The organism is Bradyrhizobium sp. GW821-FHT13H05 (assembly GCF_058804065.1).
The window spans coordinates 117623-138309 of sequence record NZ_JBXAPO010000015.1 but is presented as its reverse complement, the minus strand read 5'-3'; the positions used below and the strand labels follow the sequence as shown (position 1 = coordinate 138309).

Genomic DNA, 20687 nt, shown 5'->3' with positions numbered 1-20687 from the left:
ACTGGGGGAATGGGTGCGGTTTCTTGGGAAGGCGCTGCTTTGCGCAGCCATTGCTGCTGCATCGCTCCTTCTGGCCCCATCTGTGTCTGCCTTCGCGCAGACGGCCGACCTGTCGATCTCTGTCACTGACGGCCATTTCCTTGTCGTTCAAGGCCGCGCAAATACCTACACCATCACGGTGGGTAATGCTGGCCCTGACGCTGCCATCGGCGCGACGGTCGTGGATACCTTGCCTGCGGATCTGACGCTCGGGACCTGGACCTGCGTCGGGGCAGGAGGGGGGACCTGTGCGGCGTCGGGATCCGGCAACATCAACGATACGGTCGATCTTCCCGTCGGTGGGACCCTCACTTACACGCTCAACACCACGATTTCACCGTCGGCTTCGACAAGCGCCAATCTGAGCAATACCGCGACCGTGTCAGCCCCCGCCGGCGTTACTGACCCAGACCCGAGCAACAATTCAGGCACGGATAATGATCTCGTCGGTGCCGGAGTCGATCTCGTCATCAACATGACGGACAGCGTCACCAGCGTGACCGCAGGGGGGACGACGACCTACACCATCGTTGCGAGCAATGCCGGTCCCAACGGGGCAGACGCGACTGTTACGGATACCTTGCCCGCGGCGTTGACGGGCGCCACATGGACCTGCATCGGAGCGGGCGGGGCCGCCTGTACCGCGTCCGGGTCCGGCAATATCAACGATACGACGGTCACCCTTCCCGCGGGCAGCAGCGTGACCTACACGGTCTCGGCAACCATTTCGCCGGCCGCAAGTGGAACGTTGAGCAATACTGCGACCGTGTCCATCCGGACCGCGTTTCTGAACGAATCCAATACCGCAAATAACAGCGCCACCGACAACGATACGATCGTGCCTATTTCCGGGACCGCGACGGCGCTCACCTCCAGCAGCAATCCCAGTCGTCTCGGAGAGTCCGTGACCTTCACCGCAACGGTGACGAGCGGTGCGGGAACGCCGGCAGGAACGGTCACCTTCAAGGACGGCGCAACGGTGATCGGCACGGCTGTGCTATCCGCCGGTGTCGCCAGTTTCGCGACGTCTGCCCTGACGCGCGGATCGCATGCGATCACCGCGAGCTACGGCGGAGGCGTCGGCTTCTCGGCAAGCGTTTCGGCCGCGCTTCAGCAATCGGTCGGCGATCCCCTGGACAGTCTCAAGCTGCGCGCGATGCAGGTGATCGCAGCACCCGTCGTTGCGCAGACTTCAGGTCAGGCCATCAGCGGTGCGATCAACAGCGCCATCAACGAGGCATTCGCTGGCAACGGTTCGCCCGTGACGATGAACGGCGGCGGTGTGCGCTTCAATTTTGCGGCTGAGACGCCAAATGCCGGCGACTCGGCGGGAGCGGGATTGCCACAGAACGCAATGGCGCTGTCTGCGGATCCTGCCGCGCGATCCAGCGCGTCTCCGGCCCGCATCCACAACGCCTTCGACGCCCTGGCTTATGCTGCGCCTGTCAAGGCAACGCCCCTGAGGAAGACTTCGCCGGACTGGTTCGGTTGGGCCGAGGTGCGCAGTGCCGTGCTCGATCACTGGTCGGCACCGGTGCTCGGTGCGCCCGCAACGGCCTCGACCTTGTATGGAAACCAGGTCAATTTGCTGGCCGGTCTGACCTGGAAGGCGACGCCTGTCCTCGCGATCGGCGCGCTCGGCGGCTACGAGACCTTCGATTATCGCTCCGACGCGCTCCAGGGACGCCTCAAGGGCGATGGCTGGACGGTCGGCTCTTATCTCGGTTGGCTGATGGCCGCCAACCTGCGTCTCGACGCCGGTGTCGCCTATTCGGGCATTGGCTATGATGGTTCTTCCGGACTCGCTGCAGCCAATTTCACCGGCCATCGGCTTCTTGTCACCGGAGGTTTCACCGGGACCTACGCAACGATGGGCTGGCAACTCGAGCCATCGCTGCGCGTCTACGCGTTGTGGGAGCATGAAGACGCCTACACCGACACGCTCGGGACGCAGCAGGCGGCGCGCAATTTCTCGACCGGCCGCGCCAGCGCCGGTGCAAAGGTCGCCTATCCCTTCACGATATCGCCGGGCACCCAGATCGCGCCTTATGCCGGTGTCTACAGCGATTACTATTTCAATCGCGACGACGCAGCGCAGCTCCTGGTGCTCGGGGCGGTTCCGACGGTCTACGCGCTCGACGGCTGGTCGGCACGCGCCGTGGGCGGCGTCACGGCGCAGTTTGCCAATGGTGGGCAGCTCGCGCTCGGCGCCGAGCGCGCGGGTCTTGGCGGCAATGTGGGCCTGTGGACCTACCGCGCCCGCGCATCGGTCCCGTTCGGGGCCCAATAGCGCTCCGGCTATCTCGCCTGATCCTCGCCCGCGCAGAACATCGCAATCGCAAGATCAATCCGCCTGTCCAGTGCACGGCGGTTGAGCTTGAACCCGTCGTCGGTCAGCAGCCTGAAATGATCGTGGCTGAACACCATGCCGAGCAGCATTTCGGAGACGACGCGGAGCGACACGCCTGCGAGGCGCGGCTCCAGGCGTACGGTCTTGAGCAGGTCTGCGACGTCGTCCGTCCCGGTCTCCATGATGACCTCCGCGAACATGCGGCCGAGGCCCGGTGAGGCCTGACGCTCGCCGATGATCAGCCGATGCAGCGCGATCTCGCCCGGTGCCAGCGCCACGTCCGCAACGCGTCGGGGCGCTGTCCGGAGCTGCATCGTCGGCGGTCCTGCCAATGGAGGGTTGGCGGGGTCGCCGACAGGCTCGGCTGCTAAAGCATGATCCGGAAAAGTGCGAAGCGGTTTTCGGAAAGATCATGCGTAAACAACAACCTGAAACGCGATGACGATTCATCCAGATCTCATCGCGCTTTGAGGCGCTTGCCGAAGACGTTGCGTGGTGTTTTTCACGCTCCTGTTTCCGCGCGGGCCCTGGCCGCCTGCCAGACTTTGCTGAGCAAGGCCGGGACAAGGCCGTGCGCGGGGCACTGATTCCAGGCACCGGCGAAGAATGCGAAGCCCGGGTCGGAGGCGCGTTGCTGGCGGGCATCTTCGACCGCCAGCAGGACCAACGTCCGTGACCGCAGCCGGATCAAACCAACGAAGTCTCCATCACGCGCCTCGCGGACCACGCGCGCTGGCGCGCGCAGGGTGCGAAGCATCGCCTGCTGCGGTTCGGTCTTCGCCAGATTGTCGTCGCGGAGCGCCAGCTCGCGCATCAGCTCGATCGACTTTACGATGTTGTCCATGGCAAGCGCAGTCGCATGCGCGCAAGCCATATTGCCGCGCGAGGCCGCCTCGATTCGATCGAGCGAGGCCTTCAACGCGCCACTGCGCCTGATCCAGCAGGCACGCAGCGGCCAGGCCGACAGCCAGGCCTGCAACGTGCGCGCGGCGGCGTAGGACTCCTCGCTCGCAACATAGTCGGTGCAGAAGAGCCGGCCGACCGCTTGCTGAACAACGACGCCCAGGCTGCGATGCGCATGCTTGCCGCCGACGTAGTCGCCGAGCTCGGCGATCTCCGGCGCGATCTGTTGCAACAGGGGCTCGATATTCGAAAGCTTGGATTCGAGCGTCGCCTGATGCGTCGCGCGCAGGGGATCGTGCCGGTCACGAAACGCCGGCCAGATGTCGCCCTCAGCCGTCCGGAAAACCGCGAGCTTTGCCGCGACCGATCGATTGAACAGGCCACCGCGGCCGGACAGTGAGCGGGTCACCGTACCCGCATCATTGACTCGGAGCAGTTCGTCCGGATCGCGGACGATGGCGAGGCGAACAAGGCCCGGAATGGTGAGGATGAAGGCCATGTCTCAGCTTCGCGGCACGTTCCAGGGGGCAAACGCGTTGTTGACGCCCTCGAGCGCCGGGCCGAGTTGCGGCACATGCCGCAGCAGCACCGATTTCATTCCGTTGTTGCGGATCCAGTCCAGACCGAAGTCGGTGTAAACTTCCGCCCGGTAATCGTCGGTGAAGAAGCGGTCGCTCTTGAGACGCCGCGATGCCATCAGGATGAAGATGCGGAAGGCGGTATCGCTGAAGCCAAAACCGTCCGGCAGGTCCTCGGCCAACAGCCCGACCATCAGATCAACGCGGTCGACGTCGCCCTTGTAGATCGTGCGCATCTTCTCGGCCGCGCCGGGGATGCTGGTGATTTCCTCGAATGTCTTGACCCGCTTCTTGCCGACCAGCTCGCGGAAGCGGTTGTAGCGCGGCACGCCGCGCTCGCGGTCGCGCATGATATCGATCGCGGCCATGTCGAGCAGCGGCTGGCCGTCCTTTTTGAACTGGCGAAGGAAGTTCGGGTAATTGTGCAGGCGAATGGCGCCAGGATGAGCGGTGCCGAACGAGTACAGCAGCTCGACGAAGCCGTGCGTCTGCATGAACTCGCGGGAGGCGCGCCCCTGCATATCGACGAGGTCGCAAGGTTTGACCTCTGTGGTATCGAGCCGCCGCACATTCATCACGTCCGGCACCAGCGGGTGCAGGCGGTAGACGGCGGTGAATTCCTCGGTCATCGCGTAGGGCGCGCTGTGCTGGTCGGTCGGAGAGCCGATGATGCCATAGGCCGCTTCGCTGTTCTTGCCGAGCACCGCGCGCAGCACCCGGTACGGTATCCCCGACCAGTTGGCGTGCATGCTGAAGTCCAGCGCAGGATGGCCGAGGATGCCCGGTGTCCATTCGACGGTGTGGATCTTGGCGATCAGGGCCGCGTTGATCAGGCGCGCACGCTGGAATAGCTCCTCGTCATTCCAGGTCGGATACCGCGTCTTCAAGCCATCGCAGATGACGTTGTGCTCACGTGCGAAGAGATTGTGCAGCAGGCTGAGCCCGACCCACCAATTGTCGTTGAAGCCGGTGAGATCGGCGCCCGGATGGTCTGGATCGGCTGGGAGCATCCCGTCATCGCCGACCCCAATCTTTCCATCGACCCCGGAACGGATCTGCATCTGCCTTGCGCGATCGCTGCCGTAGATCTGTCCGGCGTCCCACCAGTGCGAGTTGAGGTTGCGGAATGTGGGGGTGGCGCCGAGCCATGGTTCGCGTGATGTCTCGTCGCAAACAGTGCGACGGATCTGCATGCAGCCGTCGATCCGCTCCTCCTCGGGCCAGGTGTCGCCCGGCTTCAGCGGGATTTTGAACTCGTTTCCCGGCCTGGGCAGCCCATGGCTGAACCAGTTATGGGTTTCGAACTGGATCCAGGCCGCGGCCAGCAGATTGAGGCTGGTCGCGGGAATAAAGCTGTCGCGCGCCAGCAATTCCTTCGAAATCAGGCGCGGACTGGGGTCGAGCAGATCGTCTCCGGTGTCCGGCGCGCATTCCGGCAGCGGGAAATTGCGTCCGAACCGGGCGCCCGCCATGCCCATGCGGGGATGGTCGAGGCTGTTGAACGAGCCGTCGGCGGAACGCCACCGTTCATTGCCAGTGCTCCAGCCCGGCGATGTCGTGCCATACCCGGTATGATGGAGGTTGTGCTCCCGCAGCCGGTCGCGGAAGACCGAAAGATTGGCAGCTCCGAGCAGGGTTGGCAGATGGTCCCATCTGACAAAGAAGTTGATGGCCCGATAGACAATATCCAGGACCCCCTGGAGCAGGCCGCGATGGAAGACAAAACCATCGTTCTCGCGGGACATGGACGCTCCCAAACGCAATCGCGTGAAATAAATTCAGCTTGCAACTAGGAAATGTAGTTCAATAGCACCAAAATGCCCGTTTGCCAACGCGACTTGCCGGAGGCTGCGGTCGCCCGGTTAGTCAATTTCCCCTGTCGGTTGAATGTTTGCTCGGCTAGGATGCCATGCAGCCGGGGGGTGTATCAGGCGACCCGGCCGAATTTGCGTGAGTGGGGCGAAGCTGCGCAACAGCGCGTTTCAACCTCGTGAGAACCAGGCCGACACCGGCGTCGGCATGATCGAAAAGCCATCTTAAGTTGCGTGTTTCGCCGTCAAGGGGGTGACGCAGATGGGCAGTATGGTTCGTAACTACGATGGCGGGATCACAAGCTCTCCCGCGCAACTGGTGTCACCGCGCTCCGTCGACGAGATTCAATCGATCCTCAGGGAGACCGATCGCTACCCGGGCCCGGTTCGGGCGATGGGCAGCTATCATTCCTTGACGCCTTGCGCGTCCTCGGATGGGACGATGATCGACATGTCCGGGATGAGCCGCATCCTCGAGATCGATCCACACAGCATGACGTTCACGGCCCAGGCGGGCCTCCAGTTCATCACCGCGTCACGGGTGTTGCGGGCGATGAACCTCCAGTTTCTGACCAATATCGAGATCGGGAACATGACGCTCGGTGCGGCGGCCTGCTGCCACACCAAGGACGGCCTGGACGGCGGCGAGTTCGGGCAGGTCGGCTCGTACATCACGGCGATGAAATGGGTGACGCCCAGCGGGGGGCTGGCGGAAGCATCGGAGGATAAAGACCCGCAACTGATGTACTTGATGCGCTCGAGTTACGGCCTGTGCGGCGTCATCTACGAGGTGACGTTTCGCATCAAGCCACTGGAGGCGATCCACTTCAAATATTTGCCGCGCCCGATCGCAGAATTGACCGAGAAGGAAGTGGATGGGATCATCGACGCGTCGCGAGGCCTGATCTGCTGGACGGTCGGTCGAAAGGCGCACTTCCAGACGCGACATCCGATCAACAGGGTTGGACCGTTGGGGTCGCTGTTCGCCGCCAGCCGCCATACCCTCTGGAATTACGCGGAAGCCCGCATTGGCAGGTTCATCGACAGCAGCATTCCGACCAAGCCTCTCAGGGATGTGTCGCTCGACACGTGGTTCGTCGGCAACAGGCTGTTGATGTCGTTCCTGCACCTGGTCGGCGGAGCGACGCTGTACAATCCCGACAAGACGATCGACTACAGCAAGACGAAGCCGTCGGCCCGATATGCATTTACATTCTGGGCATTTCCGCGCGCTGAATGGCTGAGTGTGCTGCGCGACTACGTGGAGTTCGGCGAAAAGTATTTCAAGGACCATGACTTCCGCTGCAACATGGCGCTCGGCTCCTACTTCATCCGGAAGGACGAGCATTCGTTGCTGTCCTACTCGCATGACGGAGACGTTTTTTCGGTCGACCCCATTCACGCTTATACGGACCGGCCGGCGTGGGACGGGTTTTTGAAGGAGTTCAATGAGTTTGCGTCCAAGAGAAATGGCATTCCTTTGCTGAATCAGAGCCCGTTCATCACCAAGCAGCATGTCACGGCGGCGTATGGGGCGCGATGGGCGCAGTTTTCTGCGCAAGTCAAACATGAGGATCCGCACGGGCGCATGTTGAACCCATTCTTTGCCGATCTGCTCTGAGCCGTGAGGACCGGCCCGGAGCCGTCAAACGGAACTGAACGTGCCTGCAATATCCGATCTGGACTGGAAATTTCGTCGGGCGTGATCGGACAGTATGGCTGACCGATCGTCACCTTACAGCGGCGTGGACTTCTCTCAAGAGAAAGGCGCAAACTCTGCGCGCTCAGGAAAAAGCGGCAGCGGCGCCACATCGAACCGCGGAACACCGTCAGCATTCCGGGATGAGTAATGGACGACCCACACGACAGAGTAACCGAACGACGCCAGCTCACCGTTCTGTTCTGCGACGTCGTTGATTCAACGGGCCTCTCCGAGCGCTGCGACATCGAGGATCTGCGAGAAATATTGCTGGAATTCCAGGCCATCAGCTCGCAATGCATCAGCAATGCCGGGGGCAGCGTCGTCAACTATATCGGCGACGGCATTCGCGCGGAATTCGGCTATCCCCTCGCGTCGGAGAACGAGGCCGAGAGCGCGGTACGCGCCGGCCTGGTGTTGTTGCGGGCACTTCACGAACTGAGTGAGCGCGCCGTCGCGGCGATCCAGGAACCGCTTCGCGTCCGGATCGGGGTCCATACCGGCGTCGCGGTGATCGGTAAGGCCGGGCCGGGCCATGTGCACGATGCGACGGAGATCGTCGGCGACACGCCCAACATCGCATTCCGGTTGCTGGAAATGGGCGAGCCCAATTCGCTCGTGATCAGTGGTGAAACCAGGCGTCTCCTCCGCGACAAATTCGCCCTGCAACCGCTCGGCCTGCGGTCGCTCAAGGGACTGTCGCGGAAGGTCGAGGTCTTTCTGGTCGCAGGCGAGACGTTGGAAGACGGCGCCGGCCATCGCGCCCGCCACCGCAATGCCTTGCGCCTGGTCGACAGGGTCACCGAATTGGGCCAGTTGCTGCAGGCCTGGGAGCTGGCGACGACCGGGCAGGGGCGTACGGTGGAAATCACCGGGGAGCCCGGGATCGGCAAATCGCGCCTGGCATTGGAGTTGATCGAAAGGGCCGCGCTGCCGGACGACCGGATCCTGGCGATCCAGGCCTCCGCCCCGCATCAGAACACACCGCTATACCCGATCATCAGAGCGCTTGAGCAGCGCATCGGCATCGGCAGGGATGAAGACGCCGAGGTGAATTCTGCGCGTCTGCGAGACTTCATGGCCGCGACATCAGGTGGCGACGAGGAGCAGCTGACGCTGATCGGCCAGATGCTCGGTTTGCCGCTGCCGGCGGCGTCAGGCCCGACAATTCCCGATGCGCAGGAGCTGCGTCGGAAGACGCGTGACGCGGCGGTGCGGCTGTTGACCTCGCAAACGCGGGGGGACGCCAGCCTGATCCTGGTCGAGGATTTTCACTGGGCCGATCCATCGACGATCGAGATCGTCGAGCGCATCGCCGGCCAGATCGGTGGCACGCGGAATCTCCTGGTGGTCACCAGCCGTGCGTCTGTCCTCGGCAACGTGTCGCCGATGATCCTGCGCATCGTGCTTCAGCGTCTCGACGACGAGCACTGCCGCGATCTCGCCGGATCAGTCGTGCGCGACAAGCAGCTGTCGAGCCAGTTGATCCAGCAGATCGTCGCGCGATCGGACGGTGTGCCGCTGTTCGTGGAAGAGTTGGCGGCGGCTGCCCTGGAGACCGGCCAGGTCGATCCGGGCGTCAGAACCGCCGGCGCCAGCGGACCTTCAGAAGTGCCATCGGCGCTCTACGACTCCCTGATGCTGCGTCTGGAGCGGCTCGGCAATGCCAAGGCGGTCGCGCAGCTCGCATCGGTGATCGGCCGAAGCTTTCCGCATCGGCTTCTTGCCGCCGTTGCCGGCGATCTTCACGACGCCCTGGAGCCCGCCCTCGAGCGGCTGCGCGCGTCCGGACTGATCGGGCTTGAGCGCAACGACGACGAAAAGGTCTACTCCTTCAAGCATGCCCTGGTCCGGGACGTCGCCTATTATTCGCTGCTCAAACGGCAGAGACGGGAGCTTCACGACCGCGTGGCGGCGGAGATCGAGCTCCACCTGCCGGAGGTCGCCATCACGGAACCCGGCTATCTTGCGCAGCACCTGTCCGAGGCCGGACGCACCTCCCGGGCGGCACAGATGCGGCTCAAGGCGGCCCAGCAGGCAGCCGAACGTTCGGCAAATCTGGAGGCGATCGCCGAGCTCAACATGGCGCTGGAGGAGATCAGGAGGCTTCCAGCGGGACTTGAACGGGACAATCTGGAGCTGAACGCCCAGATCGCGCTGATCGGACCGACGATTGCGCTGCAGGGATTCGGCGCCGACGCGGTCGCTGACGTGAGCAGCCGTGCCATCGAGCTCTGCCGGGCCCTCGACAACGATCCGCGCATCTTTCCGGCGTTGTATGCAAGATGGTCTTATTTGCGCGTCGCAAGCAACGTGCGGGAGGCCGGCACGCTGGCGCAGGACTTCCTGACGCTCGCCGAGCAAAAGGGAACGAGGGCTGATCGGATGGTCGGCCACCGGCTGCTCGGCACGTCGTTGCTCGACGGGGAGACCGAGCAGGCGTGCGTCCATCTCGAGCGGGCGGCCAAGCTCTACGATACGGCCGCCGACCGGGCGACGGCCGTGACCTACGGCACCGACGTGCAGATCACGAGCCTGTCCAATCTGTGCATCTGCTGCTGGCTGGTGGGCCGGGTGAGCGATGCGATCACGCACGGCCGAGAGGCACTCGGACACGCGCGGCAATTGTCGCATGCCCATACCCTCGGCTACGCCTACGCGCATGTCTGCATGCTCTACACGCTGGAGCGGGACGTGCAGACGGTGCGGGCGCTCGCACAGCGGACGCTCGATGGGGCGATCAGACGGGAGCTGCCGCTCTGGGTTTCGGTGGCGCGGACATTTCTCGGTTGGGCCGACGTCGAAAGCGGCCGCCTCGCGGAAGGCATCGATACGCTCGAGAAGCAGCGCGATTTCCTGCAGACGGCGCACCTCGTCTACCAGCTGCCATGGTACCTTTGCTGGCTCGCGGAAGCCTATGTCCGCGCCGACAGGCTGGTGGACGCCCGACGTTGTCTCGATCAGGCGCGCAACGTCTTCGGGCGGGGCGGCAATTACTGGTACGAGGCCGAGTGCCTGCGTATCGAAGGTCGGTTTGCCTCACACGCGCAAATCAACGACACCACGCTCGCCGAACAGAATTTCGAGCTGGCCCTCGCGCTCGCCCACCGGCGTGGCCAGCGCGGATTTGGCTTGCGTGCCGGGGTGGGTCTTGCCGGATTGCTCATCACCAAAGGCCAGACCGAGCGCGCCCGCACGCTGCTACAGGGTGAGTTGCAGTTCTTCTCCGGTCAGCCCGAGGGCGGCGATCGCTCTGATGCCAAAAGGCTGCTGCGCGATTGTACCTCCATTCGATCTCGCTCCTGATGGTCTTCCTCAGCCTCGCCGGGCGGACGTTGCGGCGTCAAAGCCCTATGCCATTGCGGGGCCCGCGGAATGGCGCGATCTACTTCACGATCGGCGTCGTCAGCACGGTATCGGCCGTGTCCACCACGAACACGGCCAGCAGTTTCGCCGGCTCGGTGTCGCTGGCATTGGTGCTGACGGCGTGGCGATCGCCGGGCTTCTCGAAGAAGTTCTCTCCCTTCTGAAAGACCTTGGCGGGCTCGTCATTGACCTGGCTTCGTATCGCTCCCTCGAGCACGGTCGCATAGATGAAGGCCGAGCGCGCGTGGGTGTGGGCCGGTGAGGAGCCTCCCGGGCCATATTCGACCAGCACGCCCTTCATGCTCTTGCCGGGGGCGTTTGGCAGCGCTTGGTCGAACACCACAGTCACTTTGGCCGACTGCGCAGCCAGCGGCGTCTCGGCGGCATGTGCCGGCAGGACGAATGCGGCGCAAGCCGCCGCTGCGATCAGCAATCTGCGCATGGGATTTCCTTCATTGCCGTGGTTGCCGTGAATCCGGGATCGCGGACCTTCAGGCCGTTGCCAGCCATGTCGACAGCGGCGTCTTCCCGAGCCTGGCCTCGCCGAGCGGGACCAGCGATGTGTCCTCGATGGCGGAGCCGTAATACGGCGCCTTGGCGTCTCCCACCACCGGACGGCTATCGCCGGCCGCTTTCAGACGGCGCGCAACGAATTCATTGAAGGGGGCCTTTTCTGGTCCTGCGATATCGATCGTGCCGTTCAGCGGCCGCCCCGTCGCGACCTCCGCGAGGCTGGTGCCCACGTCGTCGGATGCGATCGGCTGGAATGACGCCGATGGAACGACGATCTTGCCGTCAATCGCTCCCGCTTCGCCGATGGCGCCGAGGAACTCAAAAAACTGGGTGGCGCGCACGATCGAGTAGGGGGTCGGCGAAGCCTTGACGATGCTCTCCTGCGCGAGCTTGGCCCGAAAATACGCGATGTCGGGCGAGCGATCCGTTCCGACGATCGACAGCGCGACGTGATGCTTGACATCAGCTGCGGCTTCGCTCGCAGCGAGGTTCTGGCTCGAACGCTGGAAGAAGTCGAGCACGGCTGCGGGCTCCCAGGACGGCGCGTTGGCGACATCGACCACGACATCCGCGCCGGCCAGCGCGGCCGCGAGGCCTTCCCCTGTCACGGCATTCACGCCCGATCTTGGCGAGGCCGCCACGGTCTCGTGGCCCTGCTGCTTGAGCTTCGCCACGAGCTTGGACCCGATCAACCCGCTGCCGCCGATCACGATGATCTTCATGGCCTGTCTCCTGCGCATTTTGCGAGCGCGAGTGGTAAGGCCAGCGGCTCGTTACGCGCTCGCGTCGATGACGATGATGCGTGGCGAGTCTTACCCGAGCAATGCGGCGGGCTCTTGCCTGGAACGGGCCTGCCTTGCCGAAAAATGCTCCAGAAGTGTCGGGCGACAGGAATTGGTCAGGGATCATTCCCCAGTGTCGCGCGCCTGCGGATCAGGTCATTGACCCGGGCCGCACCTGCGCGGCCCGGGCTTGATGTTGCCGACTACAACGTCATCTGCATCGGCTCAGGATAGTAGTGGAAGCCGTCGCCGGCCTTCGCAACGTGGCCGTAGCCCGGCCAGGCAAAGTGATAGGACATCACGGGGACCTTGTTGGCCGCGAGCATGGTGAGCAGCTTGACGCGCGACTCTGCCGCCTGTTTCGGATCGGTGTCGTAGGAGAACTCCATCCGCGGCCGCTCCAGCAGCAGCACCGAATGGTGCGAGAGGTCGCCGAGGAAGGCGAAGGACTTGCCGGCCGACGAGACCAGGAAGATGGTGTGACCGACGGTGTGACCGGGCGCCGCGATCGCCTGCACGCCGGGCAAGAATTCCTGGCCGTCCTTGTAGAAGACGATGCGGTCGCGGACCGGCAGCAGGTTCTTGCGGGCGTGCACGACGAAGTCCTTGGCCGGGCTGCCGAGCTTGCCTTCGTCGGTCCAGAAGTCGAAATCGGTCTGGGAGATGTAGATCTGCGCGTTCGGGAACAGCGGCTTGTCGTTGGCATCGACGATGCCGCCGATATGGTCGATATGGGCGTGCGAGCAGACCACGGCATCGATGTCCTCCGGCTTGATGCCGGCCTCCATCATGCTCTTCTGCTGCCGGCCGGTGGTGGGGCCGAACAATTTGGAGCTGCCCATGCCGGTATCGAACAGGATGAGCTTGTCGCCTGTGTTCACGATCGGCGAGTTCTGCTCGAGCACGACATTGTCCGGCGAGAGGAAGTTGTCGGCGAGCATCTTCTTGACCTCTTCCTTGGGAACGCCGGTGAAGGTGCCGGAGGGATCACCGAGCGGCAACGGTCCGTCCGACACGATGGTGACCTCCGCGTCGCCGAGCGTGAAGCGGTGCCAATAGGGCGTCTGGGTGCCGAGCTTGGGAGCGCGCGCCATCGCGCTGCTGCCAAGCATTGCGCTGGCACCGAGGCCGGCACCGAGTGAGAGCAGGGATCGACGTGAGACATTGAGTGTCATGCGTTTCCTCCATTTTCTGTTTTGATCCGCACGATTTTTCGTGCGTGATGTTCGGCCCTAGGCCGGCACCGAGATGCTGCGCCGGTTCAGATAAGCTCGCAAGTGGAATTGGTTTGCGGATGATCGCGGGCTGCATCGAGAACAATCAATGATTGTGTCGCGATTGTGTTCTCTGACTATGCGATGCGGGGTTGCAGGCGCATCCGCATCTCGCCGCTGCGTATTCCACGGCGCGAACATCGGGCTGCGTCGAGTCTGGCCCGGCGCTGTCTCACGCAATCCGCAGCGTCAGCTCGTTGGCTTCGGTCTCGGCAAAGCCGGCCTGCAGGACCTCTTCGCGCTTGTGGCGCAGATGCGCACGCAGGATGTGCGAGAGGCCGGCGCCGTCGCGCCGCTGCAGCGCGTTCAGGATCGCTTCGTGCTCCTTCACGGCGAAGGCCCAGCGCTGCGGCGTCATCGGCGTGACATAGCGCGCGCGGCGGATACGCGCGGTCACTGAGGCATAGAGCCCGGTCAGCGCGGGATTGTCGGCTGCCGCGACGATGCCCTCGTGAATGGCGCGGTTGCCGCGATAGTACTGGATCAGATCGCCTTCGCGATAATGCCGCACCATCTCCTCATGCGCGGCGGCGATCTCGCCGATCCCGGCATCGCTGATGCGCTCGCAGGCGAGCTCGCCGGCGAGGGCCTCGAGGCCCTGGCAGACCTCGAACAGGTCGCGCATGTCCTTGTCGGTCAGCTTTGCGGCGCGCGAGCCGCGATGGGGCAGCAGCTGCACCAGCCCTTCGGCGGCAAGCACCTTGAGCGCCTCGCGCAGCGGCGTGCGCGAGATCTCAAGCCTCTCGCACAGCTCGCGCTCGGGAATCCGCGCGCCCGGCGGGATCTCGCCGTCGAGCAGGATGGCGCGGATGCGGCCGACGACCTCCTCGTGAAGCATGGGACCATCGCTCCGGTTTGAATGCAAAAATGAAGTTGTCGGCTGATATTCGGAAGTTCCAGCTTGATAATTGCAGATTTTGCATTCAAAAATGTAAAAAACAAGAGGATAAGAGGAAATGGACCAGGCCGCGGAGACGGACGACCTCGTTTTTGAATGCAAGGACGGCATCGGGTGGATCACCTTCAACCGTCCGCAGGCGCGCAACGCCTTCACCTTCGCCATGTACGAGCGCCTCGCGGCGATCTGCGAGGAGGCCAACGTCGATCATTCGATCAAGGTGCTGGTGCTGCGCGGGGCCGGCGACAAGGCCTTTGCCTCGGGCACCGACATCAACCAGTTCCGCGAGTTCAAGACGCCGCAGGACGCGATCGACTACGAGAACCGGATCGATCGGGTGCTCACGACGCTCGAACAGTGCCGCGTGCCGACCATCGCTGCGATCAACGGGTTTTGCACCGGCGGCGGGGCGGGTATCGCCGCCGCCTGCGACCTGCGCATCGGCACCGGCAGCACGAAGATCGGATTTCCGATCGCCCGCACCCTCGGCAACTGCCTGTCGATGTCCAATGTCAGCCGTCTCACCGCGCTGATTGGTGCTGCCCGCGTCAAGGATATCATCTTCACTGCGCGTCTCGTCGATGCCGCGGAAGCCGCCAGCGTCGGGCTGCTCGGCGAGGTCGTCGAGGATATCCCCGCACTGGACAAGCGCGCCGATGAGGTCGCCCGGCTGCTCGCCAGCCACGCGCCGCTGACACTGACTGCGACCAAGCAGGCGGTGGCTCGTCTGCAAAGGCGGCTGACGCGGGACGAGGGCGAAGACCTCATCCTGATGTGCTACACGAGCCAGGATTTTCGCGAAGGGCTCGATGCTTTCCTCAACAAGCGCGCGCCGCAATGGCGCGGTCAATAGGACGCCCCGATGCAAAGCTCGCAATCTGCCTCTCGCCATCAGGGACCGCTCGCCGGCCTCAGGGTCGTCGATCTCACCCATGTCATGGCCGGGCCGACCTGCACGTTGATGCTCGCCGACATGGGCGCCGACGTCATCAAGATCGAGAAATCGCCGAACGGCGACGACACCCGTCACTCCGTGCCGCCGAAGATCGGCGACGAGGCAGCCTCCTTCCTGATGATGAACCGCAACAAGCGCGGCATTGTGCTGGACCTCAAGACCGAAGGCGGCAAGCAGGTGTTGCGGCGGCTGATCGCGGGCGCCGACGTGCTGGTCGAGAACTTTGCGCCCGGCGCCATGGAGCGCCTCGGCTTCGGCTACGAGGAGTTGCACAAGCAGCATCCATCGCTGATCTACTGCTCGCTGTCGGGTTTCGGCCGCACCGGTCCCTACAAGCATCGCCGCGGTTTCGACCTCGTCGCGCAGGCCATGAGCGGCATCATGAGTTTCACCGGCGAGCGACCTGACGGCCCGCCCGTCAAATGCGGCCCGCCACTGTCGGACATTACCGCCGGCCTGCTCGCGAGCATGGGTATTTTAGCCGCCTACACGCATCGCCTCAAAACCGGCGAAGGGCAGTGGGTCGAGACCTCGCTCTACGAGGCAGCCCTGGTGCAGACCTACTGGCAGTCCACGATCGCGCTGGCCGCGGGCACCGCGCCGCGTGCGATGGGCTCAGCCCATCCGCTCAACGCGCCGTACCAGGCCTTCGAGGCCTCGGACGGCTGGCTGGTGGTTGGCGGCGCCAACAAGAAGCATTGGCTGTTGATGCTGGAGGCGCTCGGCGCGAGCGAACTGGCCGCCGATCCGCGCTTCGTCAACGGGGCCGACCGCATGGCCAACCTGAAGGAGCTCGAAGCGGTCCTGAGCGAGCGTTTCCGCACCAAATCGCGGGCGCATTGGCTCGCGGCGCTGGACGAAAAGGGCGTGCCCTGCGGCCCCGTGCACGACATGCTGGAAGCCCTGAGCGATCCGCAGACGCTGGCGCGCGAAATGGTGGTCGAGGTCGAGCATTCCACGCTCGGGCCCGTCAAGACGATCGGGCTTCCCGTCAAGTTCTCGGAGACCCCGGGAAAAGTGCTGTCGGGCGCGCCGGTCTATGGTGAGCATACAAGCGAGGTGCTGGCCGAGTACGGGTTCGACCAGAAGCAGATCGAAGCGCTCGCAAAAGAAGGCGCAATCGTCTTAGGCTCGGTCAGGCGCGAGGAACGCGTCGCCTGACGAGACGTCAGTCAAAAAACAAAACATAAAAGCTGGAGGAAATCATGGGTGGGACGTCAAAGCTTCTGCTGTCCGCGGCCACAGTCGTGCTCGCCGGCACTGTGCCGGCGCTCGCGGCATGGCAACCGCAAAAGCCGATCGAGTTCGTGGCCACGGCCGGGCCGGGCGGAGGCACCGACAATATCGCCCGTGCGGTGCAGAACATCATCACCAAGTACAAGCTGACGGATCAGCCGATTGTCGTCGTCAACAAGGCCGGCGGCAGCGGTGCCGAAGGCTATGTCTACGGCAAGGCGTCATCAGGCGATCCCTACAAGGTGATCTTCGGCACGTCGAATGCCTGGCAGCAGCCGCTCGTCTCAAAGGTCGCCTTCAACTACACCGATCTCACCCCGATCGCCGCCATGGCGCAGGATGAATTCCTGCTCTGGGTCAAGCAGGACTCGCCCTACAAGACCGCGGGCGACTATCTGAAGGCCGCCGCAACGGGCGACTTCAAGATGGGCGGGGCGCAGTCCAAGGATACGGATGAAGTTCTGACCCGCATGATCGAGAAGGTCGGTCAGGTCAAGCTGACCTATATTCCCTTCAAGAGTGGTGCAGAAACTGCCGTGCAGCTTGCCGGCGGGCATCTCGACTCTCACGTCAACAATCCCAGCGAGAGCATCGGCCAATGGCGCGGCGGCACACAGCGCCCGCTCTGTGTTTTCAGTCCAAAGCGGCTGCCTCAGGGTGCAAAAGTCACCGCGAGCGAAGGCTGGAGCGACGTGCCGACCTGCGTCGAGCAGGGCCTCGATATCAAGCAATATGAGCAGCCGCGGACGGTCTGGCTGCCCGGCAAGGTCACGCCCGACCAGGCCGCATTCTATGTCGACCTCATGAAGAAGGTGCAGGCGACGCCGGAATGGAAGGACTACATCGAGAAGACCTCCCAGGTCGACACGTTCCTGACCGGCGCCGAGTTCGACAAGTTCATCAAGGAGGATATCGAGCACCTCAGGCAGGTTGCCGGCGAGCAGGGCTGGCTGATCAAGTGAGGCATGGCGGGCAGGTCGCCTGCGGCCATCCTTCGAGACGCCCGCCTGCGGCGGCCCCTCAGGATGAGGTCGCGCTTTGCGGCGAGAGATCAAACCCTCATGGTGAGGAGCCCGCCAAAGCGGGCGTCTCGAACCATGCAGGCCGAACTCGTTCGGCAGGCGTCCAGCAGCCATATGTGATAGCCCAGCTTTGAGAGGTCCCGCGCCATGATCTCACGCCGCGCCCTTGAACTTGCGACCGCCATCCTCACCGGCAGTTTTGGCGTCGCGGTGGTGGTCCAGAGCCTCGACAACGGCATCGGCTGGTCGAGCGCGGGTGTCGATTCCGGCACGTTCCCGTTCCTGACGGGCACCATCATCGTGCTCGGGAGCCTCTACAATCTGGTCCGGGGCGTGCTGCCGGCTGCGACGCTGGCAAATGTGCCCATCGCGATCACGCCGATCGAGCTGCGCCGGCTTGCCGGCCTGTTCGTGCCGGCTGCAATCTTCGTTGCGGCGATCCCACTGGCCGGAATGTACCTGGCCTCGGCCCTGTATGTCTTTTCAGTGCTGGCGATCCCGAGGCACCAATCCGTACCGCGCGCGCTCGCGATGGCGGGAGCGACGGCGCTCGCGCTCTATGTCGTGTTCGAGCGCATGTTCCAGGTCAGCCTGCCCCACGGCGCGCTCGCCGCCGCACTCGGCTTCTGAGGGCGGGGCTGATGGACAATCTCGGAGAACTCCTGCACGGCTTCACGATCGCGGTCACGCTGCCGCATCTGGCGCTGATGGTGGTCGGCGTGCTGCTCGGCATCCTCGTCGGCGTGCTGCCGGGGCTGGGCGCACCCAATGGCGTGTCGCTGCTGCTGCCGCTGACCTTCGGCATGCAGCCGGTCTCGGCGATCATCCTGCTCTCCAGCATGTATTGGGGCGCATTGTTCGGGGGATCCGTCACCTCGATCCTGTTCAACATTCCGGGCGAGCCGTCCTCTGTTGCCACCACCTTCGACGGCTATCCGATGGCGCGCGACGGCCGGCCGACGACGGCGCTCGCCACCGCCTTCGGCTCGGCCGCGTTCGGCGCGCTGATCGGCGTCATCCTGATCACCTTTCTCGCATCCTGGGTGGCGCAGGTCGCGCTGGCGTTCGGGCCGCCGGAATATTTCGCGGTCTATTTCCTGGCCTTCGCCAGCTTCGTCGGCATGGGCGGCGCGGCGCCGATCAAGACGGTCGTGGCGCTCGCGATCGGCTTTGCGATCGCTGCGATCGGCATCGACACGGTGTCCGGCAGCGTCCGCCTCACCATGGGGATCGACGAGCTGGTCAAGGGCGTGAACTTCGTCGTCGCGGTGATGGGCCTGTTCGGCATTGGCGAGCTCCTGGTCGCGGTCGAGGAGGAGTTTCATGCCCGCGCCGTCTCCTCGAAGATCGATTGGCGCGAGGTGTTTCGCGCGATCGGTCGCCTGCCGCGCCATGGCGTTGCGCTGCTGCGCAGCGCCGCGATCGGCTGCTGGATGGGGATCACGCCGGGCGGTCCGACCGCGGCCTCCTTCATGAGTTATGGCATCGCCCGCCGCTTCTCGCGCCGCGGGCGATATTTCGGCACCGGCGAAGTCGAGGGCATCATCTCGCCGGAGACGGCCGATCATGCTGCCGGCACCAGCGCATTATTGCCGATGCTCTCGCTCGGCATTCCCGGCTCGGCCACCGCAGCCGTCATGATGGGCGGCCTGATGATCTGGGGCCTCAATCCCGGGCCGATGCTGTTCGTCGACCAGAAGGACTTCGTCTGGGGCCTGATCGCCTCGATGTATGTCGGCAACATCGTCGCCGTCGTGCTGGTGCTGCTCACCGTTCCGGTGTTCGCCGCCCTGATGCGGATTCCGTTCGTCATCATCGCGCCGCTGATCGTGATCATCTGCGTTGTTGGCGCCTATTCGGTGTCGAACTCCTATCTCGACGTGGTCATGATGCTCGGCTTCGGTGTCGTCGGCTATCTCTTCAAGAAGCTGTTCTATCCGCTGGCGCCGCTCGTGCTCGCGATCGTGATCGGCGACAAGGCTGAGGACGCGTTCCGGCAGTCGATGCTGATGTCGAAGGGATCGCTCGGGATCTTCTTCGCAAACAAGCTGGTGACCTGCCTGGTGGTGGGCGGGATCGCACTGTTGCTGCTTCCGCTCGTGCTGCAGCTTGCGCGCCTGGGGCGCAAGCCTGGGCCATCCGCCGATGAGACGACAACCCAAGAAACTGCCCAAGAGACAGCTCGTGAGAAGGTGATCATATGACCGCAAAGCCGCTCATTGCATTGGCGATGGGAGATCCCGCCGGCATCAGCCCGGAGCTGACCGCAAAGCTCGTGGCGGAAGGCGATATCCGTGCGGGCTGCCGGCTCGTCGTGATCGGCGACCGCCGCATCTTCGACGAGGGCGCGCGGGTTGCGGGCGTCAAGCCTGATCTGACCCTGGTGGAGCAGGGGGCCGACCTTCGCGCGGCGAAAGGCGATGCGCTGTTTGTTGATCTCCGCCACCTCGATCCCCAGGAGGTCGAGCCGAAGACCGCGACCCTTGCCGGCGGCAAATTCGCGCTGGCCAATTACCGGCACGCGCTCGAACTCGGTCGCGACGGCCGCGTCGAGGCCGTCTGCTTCACGCCGTTCAACAAGCAGGCGATGCGGCTTGCGCGCGCCGAATATGACGACGAGATCGCATTTTCAGCGGAGGTTGTCGGTCTCAAGACGCCGGCGAGCGAATTCAATGTGCTGGACCGGCTCTGGAACGCACGGGTCACCTCGCACATTCCGCTGAAGGATGTCGCTGCAAAACTGTCGAGCGAGCGCATTCATCGCGCGCTCAAGCTGACCGATGCCTGCATGCGCAACGCCGGCTTCGCGCGGCCGCGGATCGCGGTTGCCGGCCTCAACCCACACGCCGGCGACGGTGGCAATTTCGGCCGCGAGGAGATCGACATCATCGCGCCCGTGGTCGCGGCCGGGCAGAGCGAGGGCATTGCCGCCGAAGGCCCGTTCCCCGCCGACACTGTGTTCCTGCGCGCCAAGGGCGGCGCCTTCGATGCGGTGCTGACGATGTATCATGACCAGGGCCAGATCGCGATGAAGCTGATGGGGTTCGATCGCGGCGTGACCTTGCTCGGCGGCTTCCCGTTCCCGATCTGCACACCGGCCCACGGCACGGCCTATGACATTGCCGGGCAAGGCATCGCGTCGATCGGCGCCAGCCGCGCCGCGCTGCTGCTTGCCGCGGAGATGGCGGCGCGTCGTGTTGGGTGATTGCGCCGGGGCGCGTTTTCGGATTTTGCGATGATGGCAGAATGCCAGTGTTTTGC

The 20687-nt window shown here is 64.1% G+C and carries 16 protein-coding genes; 9 read left to right on the top strand and 7 right to left on the bottom strand.

Annotation, left to right across the window (positions count from 1 at the left end):
- Window positions 1-82 precede the first annotated feature (82 nt).
- Window positions 83-2329, top strand: a complete 2247-nt coding sequence (locus AC1RR3_RS31800) for an Ig-like domain repeat protein (protein ID WP_492828101.1) — start codon at window positions 83-85, stop codon at window positions 2327-2329.
- An 8-nt stretch (window positions 2330-2337) separates the two neighbouring features.
- Here AC1RR3_RS31800 and AC1RR3_RS31795 read toward each other — a convergent pair whose 3' ends face one another.
- From AC1RR3_RS31795 to AC1RR3_RS31785, 3 genes are all read right to left on the bottom strand, one after another.
- Window positions 2338-2703, bottom strand: coding sequence for a TetR/AcrR family transcriptional regulator C-terminal domain-containing protein (locus tag AC1RR3_RS31795; RefSeq protein WP_492828099.1), 366 nt, complete (start codon window positions 2701-2703; stop codon window positions 2338-2340).
- A gap of 188 nt (window positions 2704-2891) precedes the next feature.
- On the bottom strand, window positions 2892-3791 hold the full coding sequence (locus tag AC1RR3_RS31790) for a hypothetical protein (RefSeq protein ID WP_492828097.1): 900 nt from the start codon (window positions 3789-3791) through the stop codon (window positions 2892-2894).
- 3 nt (window positions 3792-3794) lie between these two features.
- The gene (locus AC1RR3_RS31785) at window positions 3795-5615 is read right to left on the bottom strand and encodes a peroxidase family protein (protein ID WP_492828095.1); all 1821 of its coding nucleotides are present in this window, start codon (window positions 5613-5615) and stop codon (window positions 3795-3797) included.
- A gap of 337 nt (window positions 5616-5952) precedes the next feature.
- Between AC1RR3_RS31785 and AC1RR3_RS31780 the strand changes: the two genes are divergently transcribed.
- Together AC1RR3_RS31780 and AC1RR3_RS31775 are read left to right on the top strand one after the other, a co-directional pair.
- Window positions 5953-7302 (top strand): FAD-binding protein, encoded by a 1350-nt coding sequence (locus tag AC1RR3_RS31780; RefSeq protein ID WP_492828093.1) that lies wholly within the window; start codon window positions 5953-5955, stop codon window positions 7300-7302.
- A gap of 228 nt (window positions 7303-7530) precedes the next feature.
- Window positions 7531-10686 (top strand): ATP-binding protein, encoded by a 3156-nt coding sequence (locus AC1RR3_RS31775; protein WP_492828091.1) that lies wholly within the window; start codon window positions 7531-7533, stop codon window positions 10684-10686.
- Window positions 10687-10765: 79 nt separating this feature from the next.
- Here the strand turns inward: AC1RR3_RS31775 and AC1RR3_RS31770 are convergent, their stop codons facing one another.
- The 4 genes from AC1RR3_RS31770 to AC1RR3_RS31755 all read right to left on the bottom strand — a co-directional run bounded on the left by AC1RR3_RS31770 (window position 10766) and on the right by AC1RR3_RS31755 (window position 14153).
- Window positions 10766-11188, bottom strand: a complete 423-nt coding sequence (locus tag AC1RR3_RS31770) for a cupin domain-containing protein (protein WP_492828090.1) — start codon at window positions 11186-11188, stop codon at window positions 10766-10768.
- Between the two features lie 49 nt (window positions 11189-11237).
- On the bottom strand, window positions 11238-11981 hold the full coding sequence (locus AC1RR3_RS31765; RefSeq protein ID WP_492828088.1) for an SDR family oxidoreductase: 744 nt from the start codon (window positions 11979-11981) through the stop codon (window positions 11238-11240).
- Between the two features lie 263 nt (window positions 11982-12244).
- On the bottom strand, window positions 12245-13216 hold the full coding sequence (locus AC1RR3_RS31760; RefSeq protein WP_492828086.1) for an MBL fold metallo-hydrolase: 972 nt from the start codon (window positions 13214-13216) through the stop codon (window positions 12245-12247).
- A gap of 271 nt (window positions 13217-13487) precedes the next feature.
- Window positions 13488-14153, bottom strand: a complete 666-nt coding sequence (locus tag AC1RR3_RS31755; RefSeq protein ID WP_492828084.1) for a GntR family transcriptional regulator — start codon at window positions 14151-14153, stop codon at window positions 13488-13490.
- Window positions 14154-14271: 118 nt separating this feature from the next.
- Between AC1RR3_RS31755 and AC1RR3_RS31750 the strand changes: the two genes are divergently transcribed.
- The 6 genes from AC1RR3_RS31750 to AC1RR3_RS31725 all read left to right on the top strand — a co-directional run bounded on the left by AC1RR3_RS31750 (window position 14272) and on the right by AC1RR3_RS31725 (window position 20631).
- Window positions 14272-15066 carry an enoyl-CoA hydratase/isomerase family protein gene (locus AC1RR3_RS31750; protein ID WP_492828082.1) on the top strand — a complete coding sequence of 265 codons (795 nt, stop codon included), beginning with the start codon at window positions 14272-14274 and terminating at the stop codon, window positions 15064-15066.
- A gap of 9 nt (window positions 15067-15075) precedes the next feature.
- Window positions 15076-16329 (top strand): CaiB/BaiF CoA transferase family protein, encoded by a 1254-nt coding sequence (locus AC1RR3_RS31745; protein WP_492828080.1) that lies wholly within the window; start codon window positions 15076-15078, stop codon window positions 16327-16329.
- A gap of 44 nt (window positions 16330-16373) precedes the next feature.
- Entirely contained in the window at window positions 16374-17366 is a 993-nt protein-coding gene (locus AC1RR3_RS31740) for a Bug family tripartite tricarboxylate transporter substrate binding protein (protein ID WP_492828078.1), read from the top strand.
- A 207-nt stretch (window positions 17367-17573) separates the two neighbouring features.
- Window positions 17574-18056 carry a tripartite tricarboxylate transporter TctB family protein gene (locus tag AC1RR3_RS31735; protein ID WP_492828076.1) on the top strand — a complete coding sequence of 161 codons (483 nt, stop codon included), beginning with the start codon at window positions 17574-17576 and terminating at the stop codon, window positions 18054-18056.
- 11 nt (window positions 18057-18067) lie between these two features.
- Window positions 18068-19630 carry a tripartite tricarboxylate transporter permease gene (locus tag AC1RR3_RS31730; RefSeq protein WP_492828074.1) on the top strand — a complete coding sequence of 521 codons (1563 nt, stop codon included), beginning with the start codon at window positions 18068-18070 and terminating at the stop codon, window positions 19628-19630.
- Window positions 19627-20631: a 4-hydroxythreonine-4-phosphate dehydrogenase PdxA gene (locus tag AC1RR3_RS31725; protein WP_492828072.1), complete on the top strand. Its 1005-nt coding sequence runs from the start codon at window positions 19627-19629 to the stop codon at window positions 20629-20631. Before AC1RR3_RS31730 ends, AC1RR3_RS31725 begins: the two co-directional genes overlap by 4 nt.
- Window positions 20632-20687 lie beyond the last annotated feature (56 nt).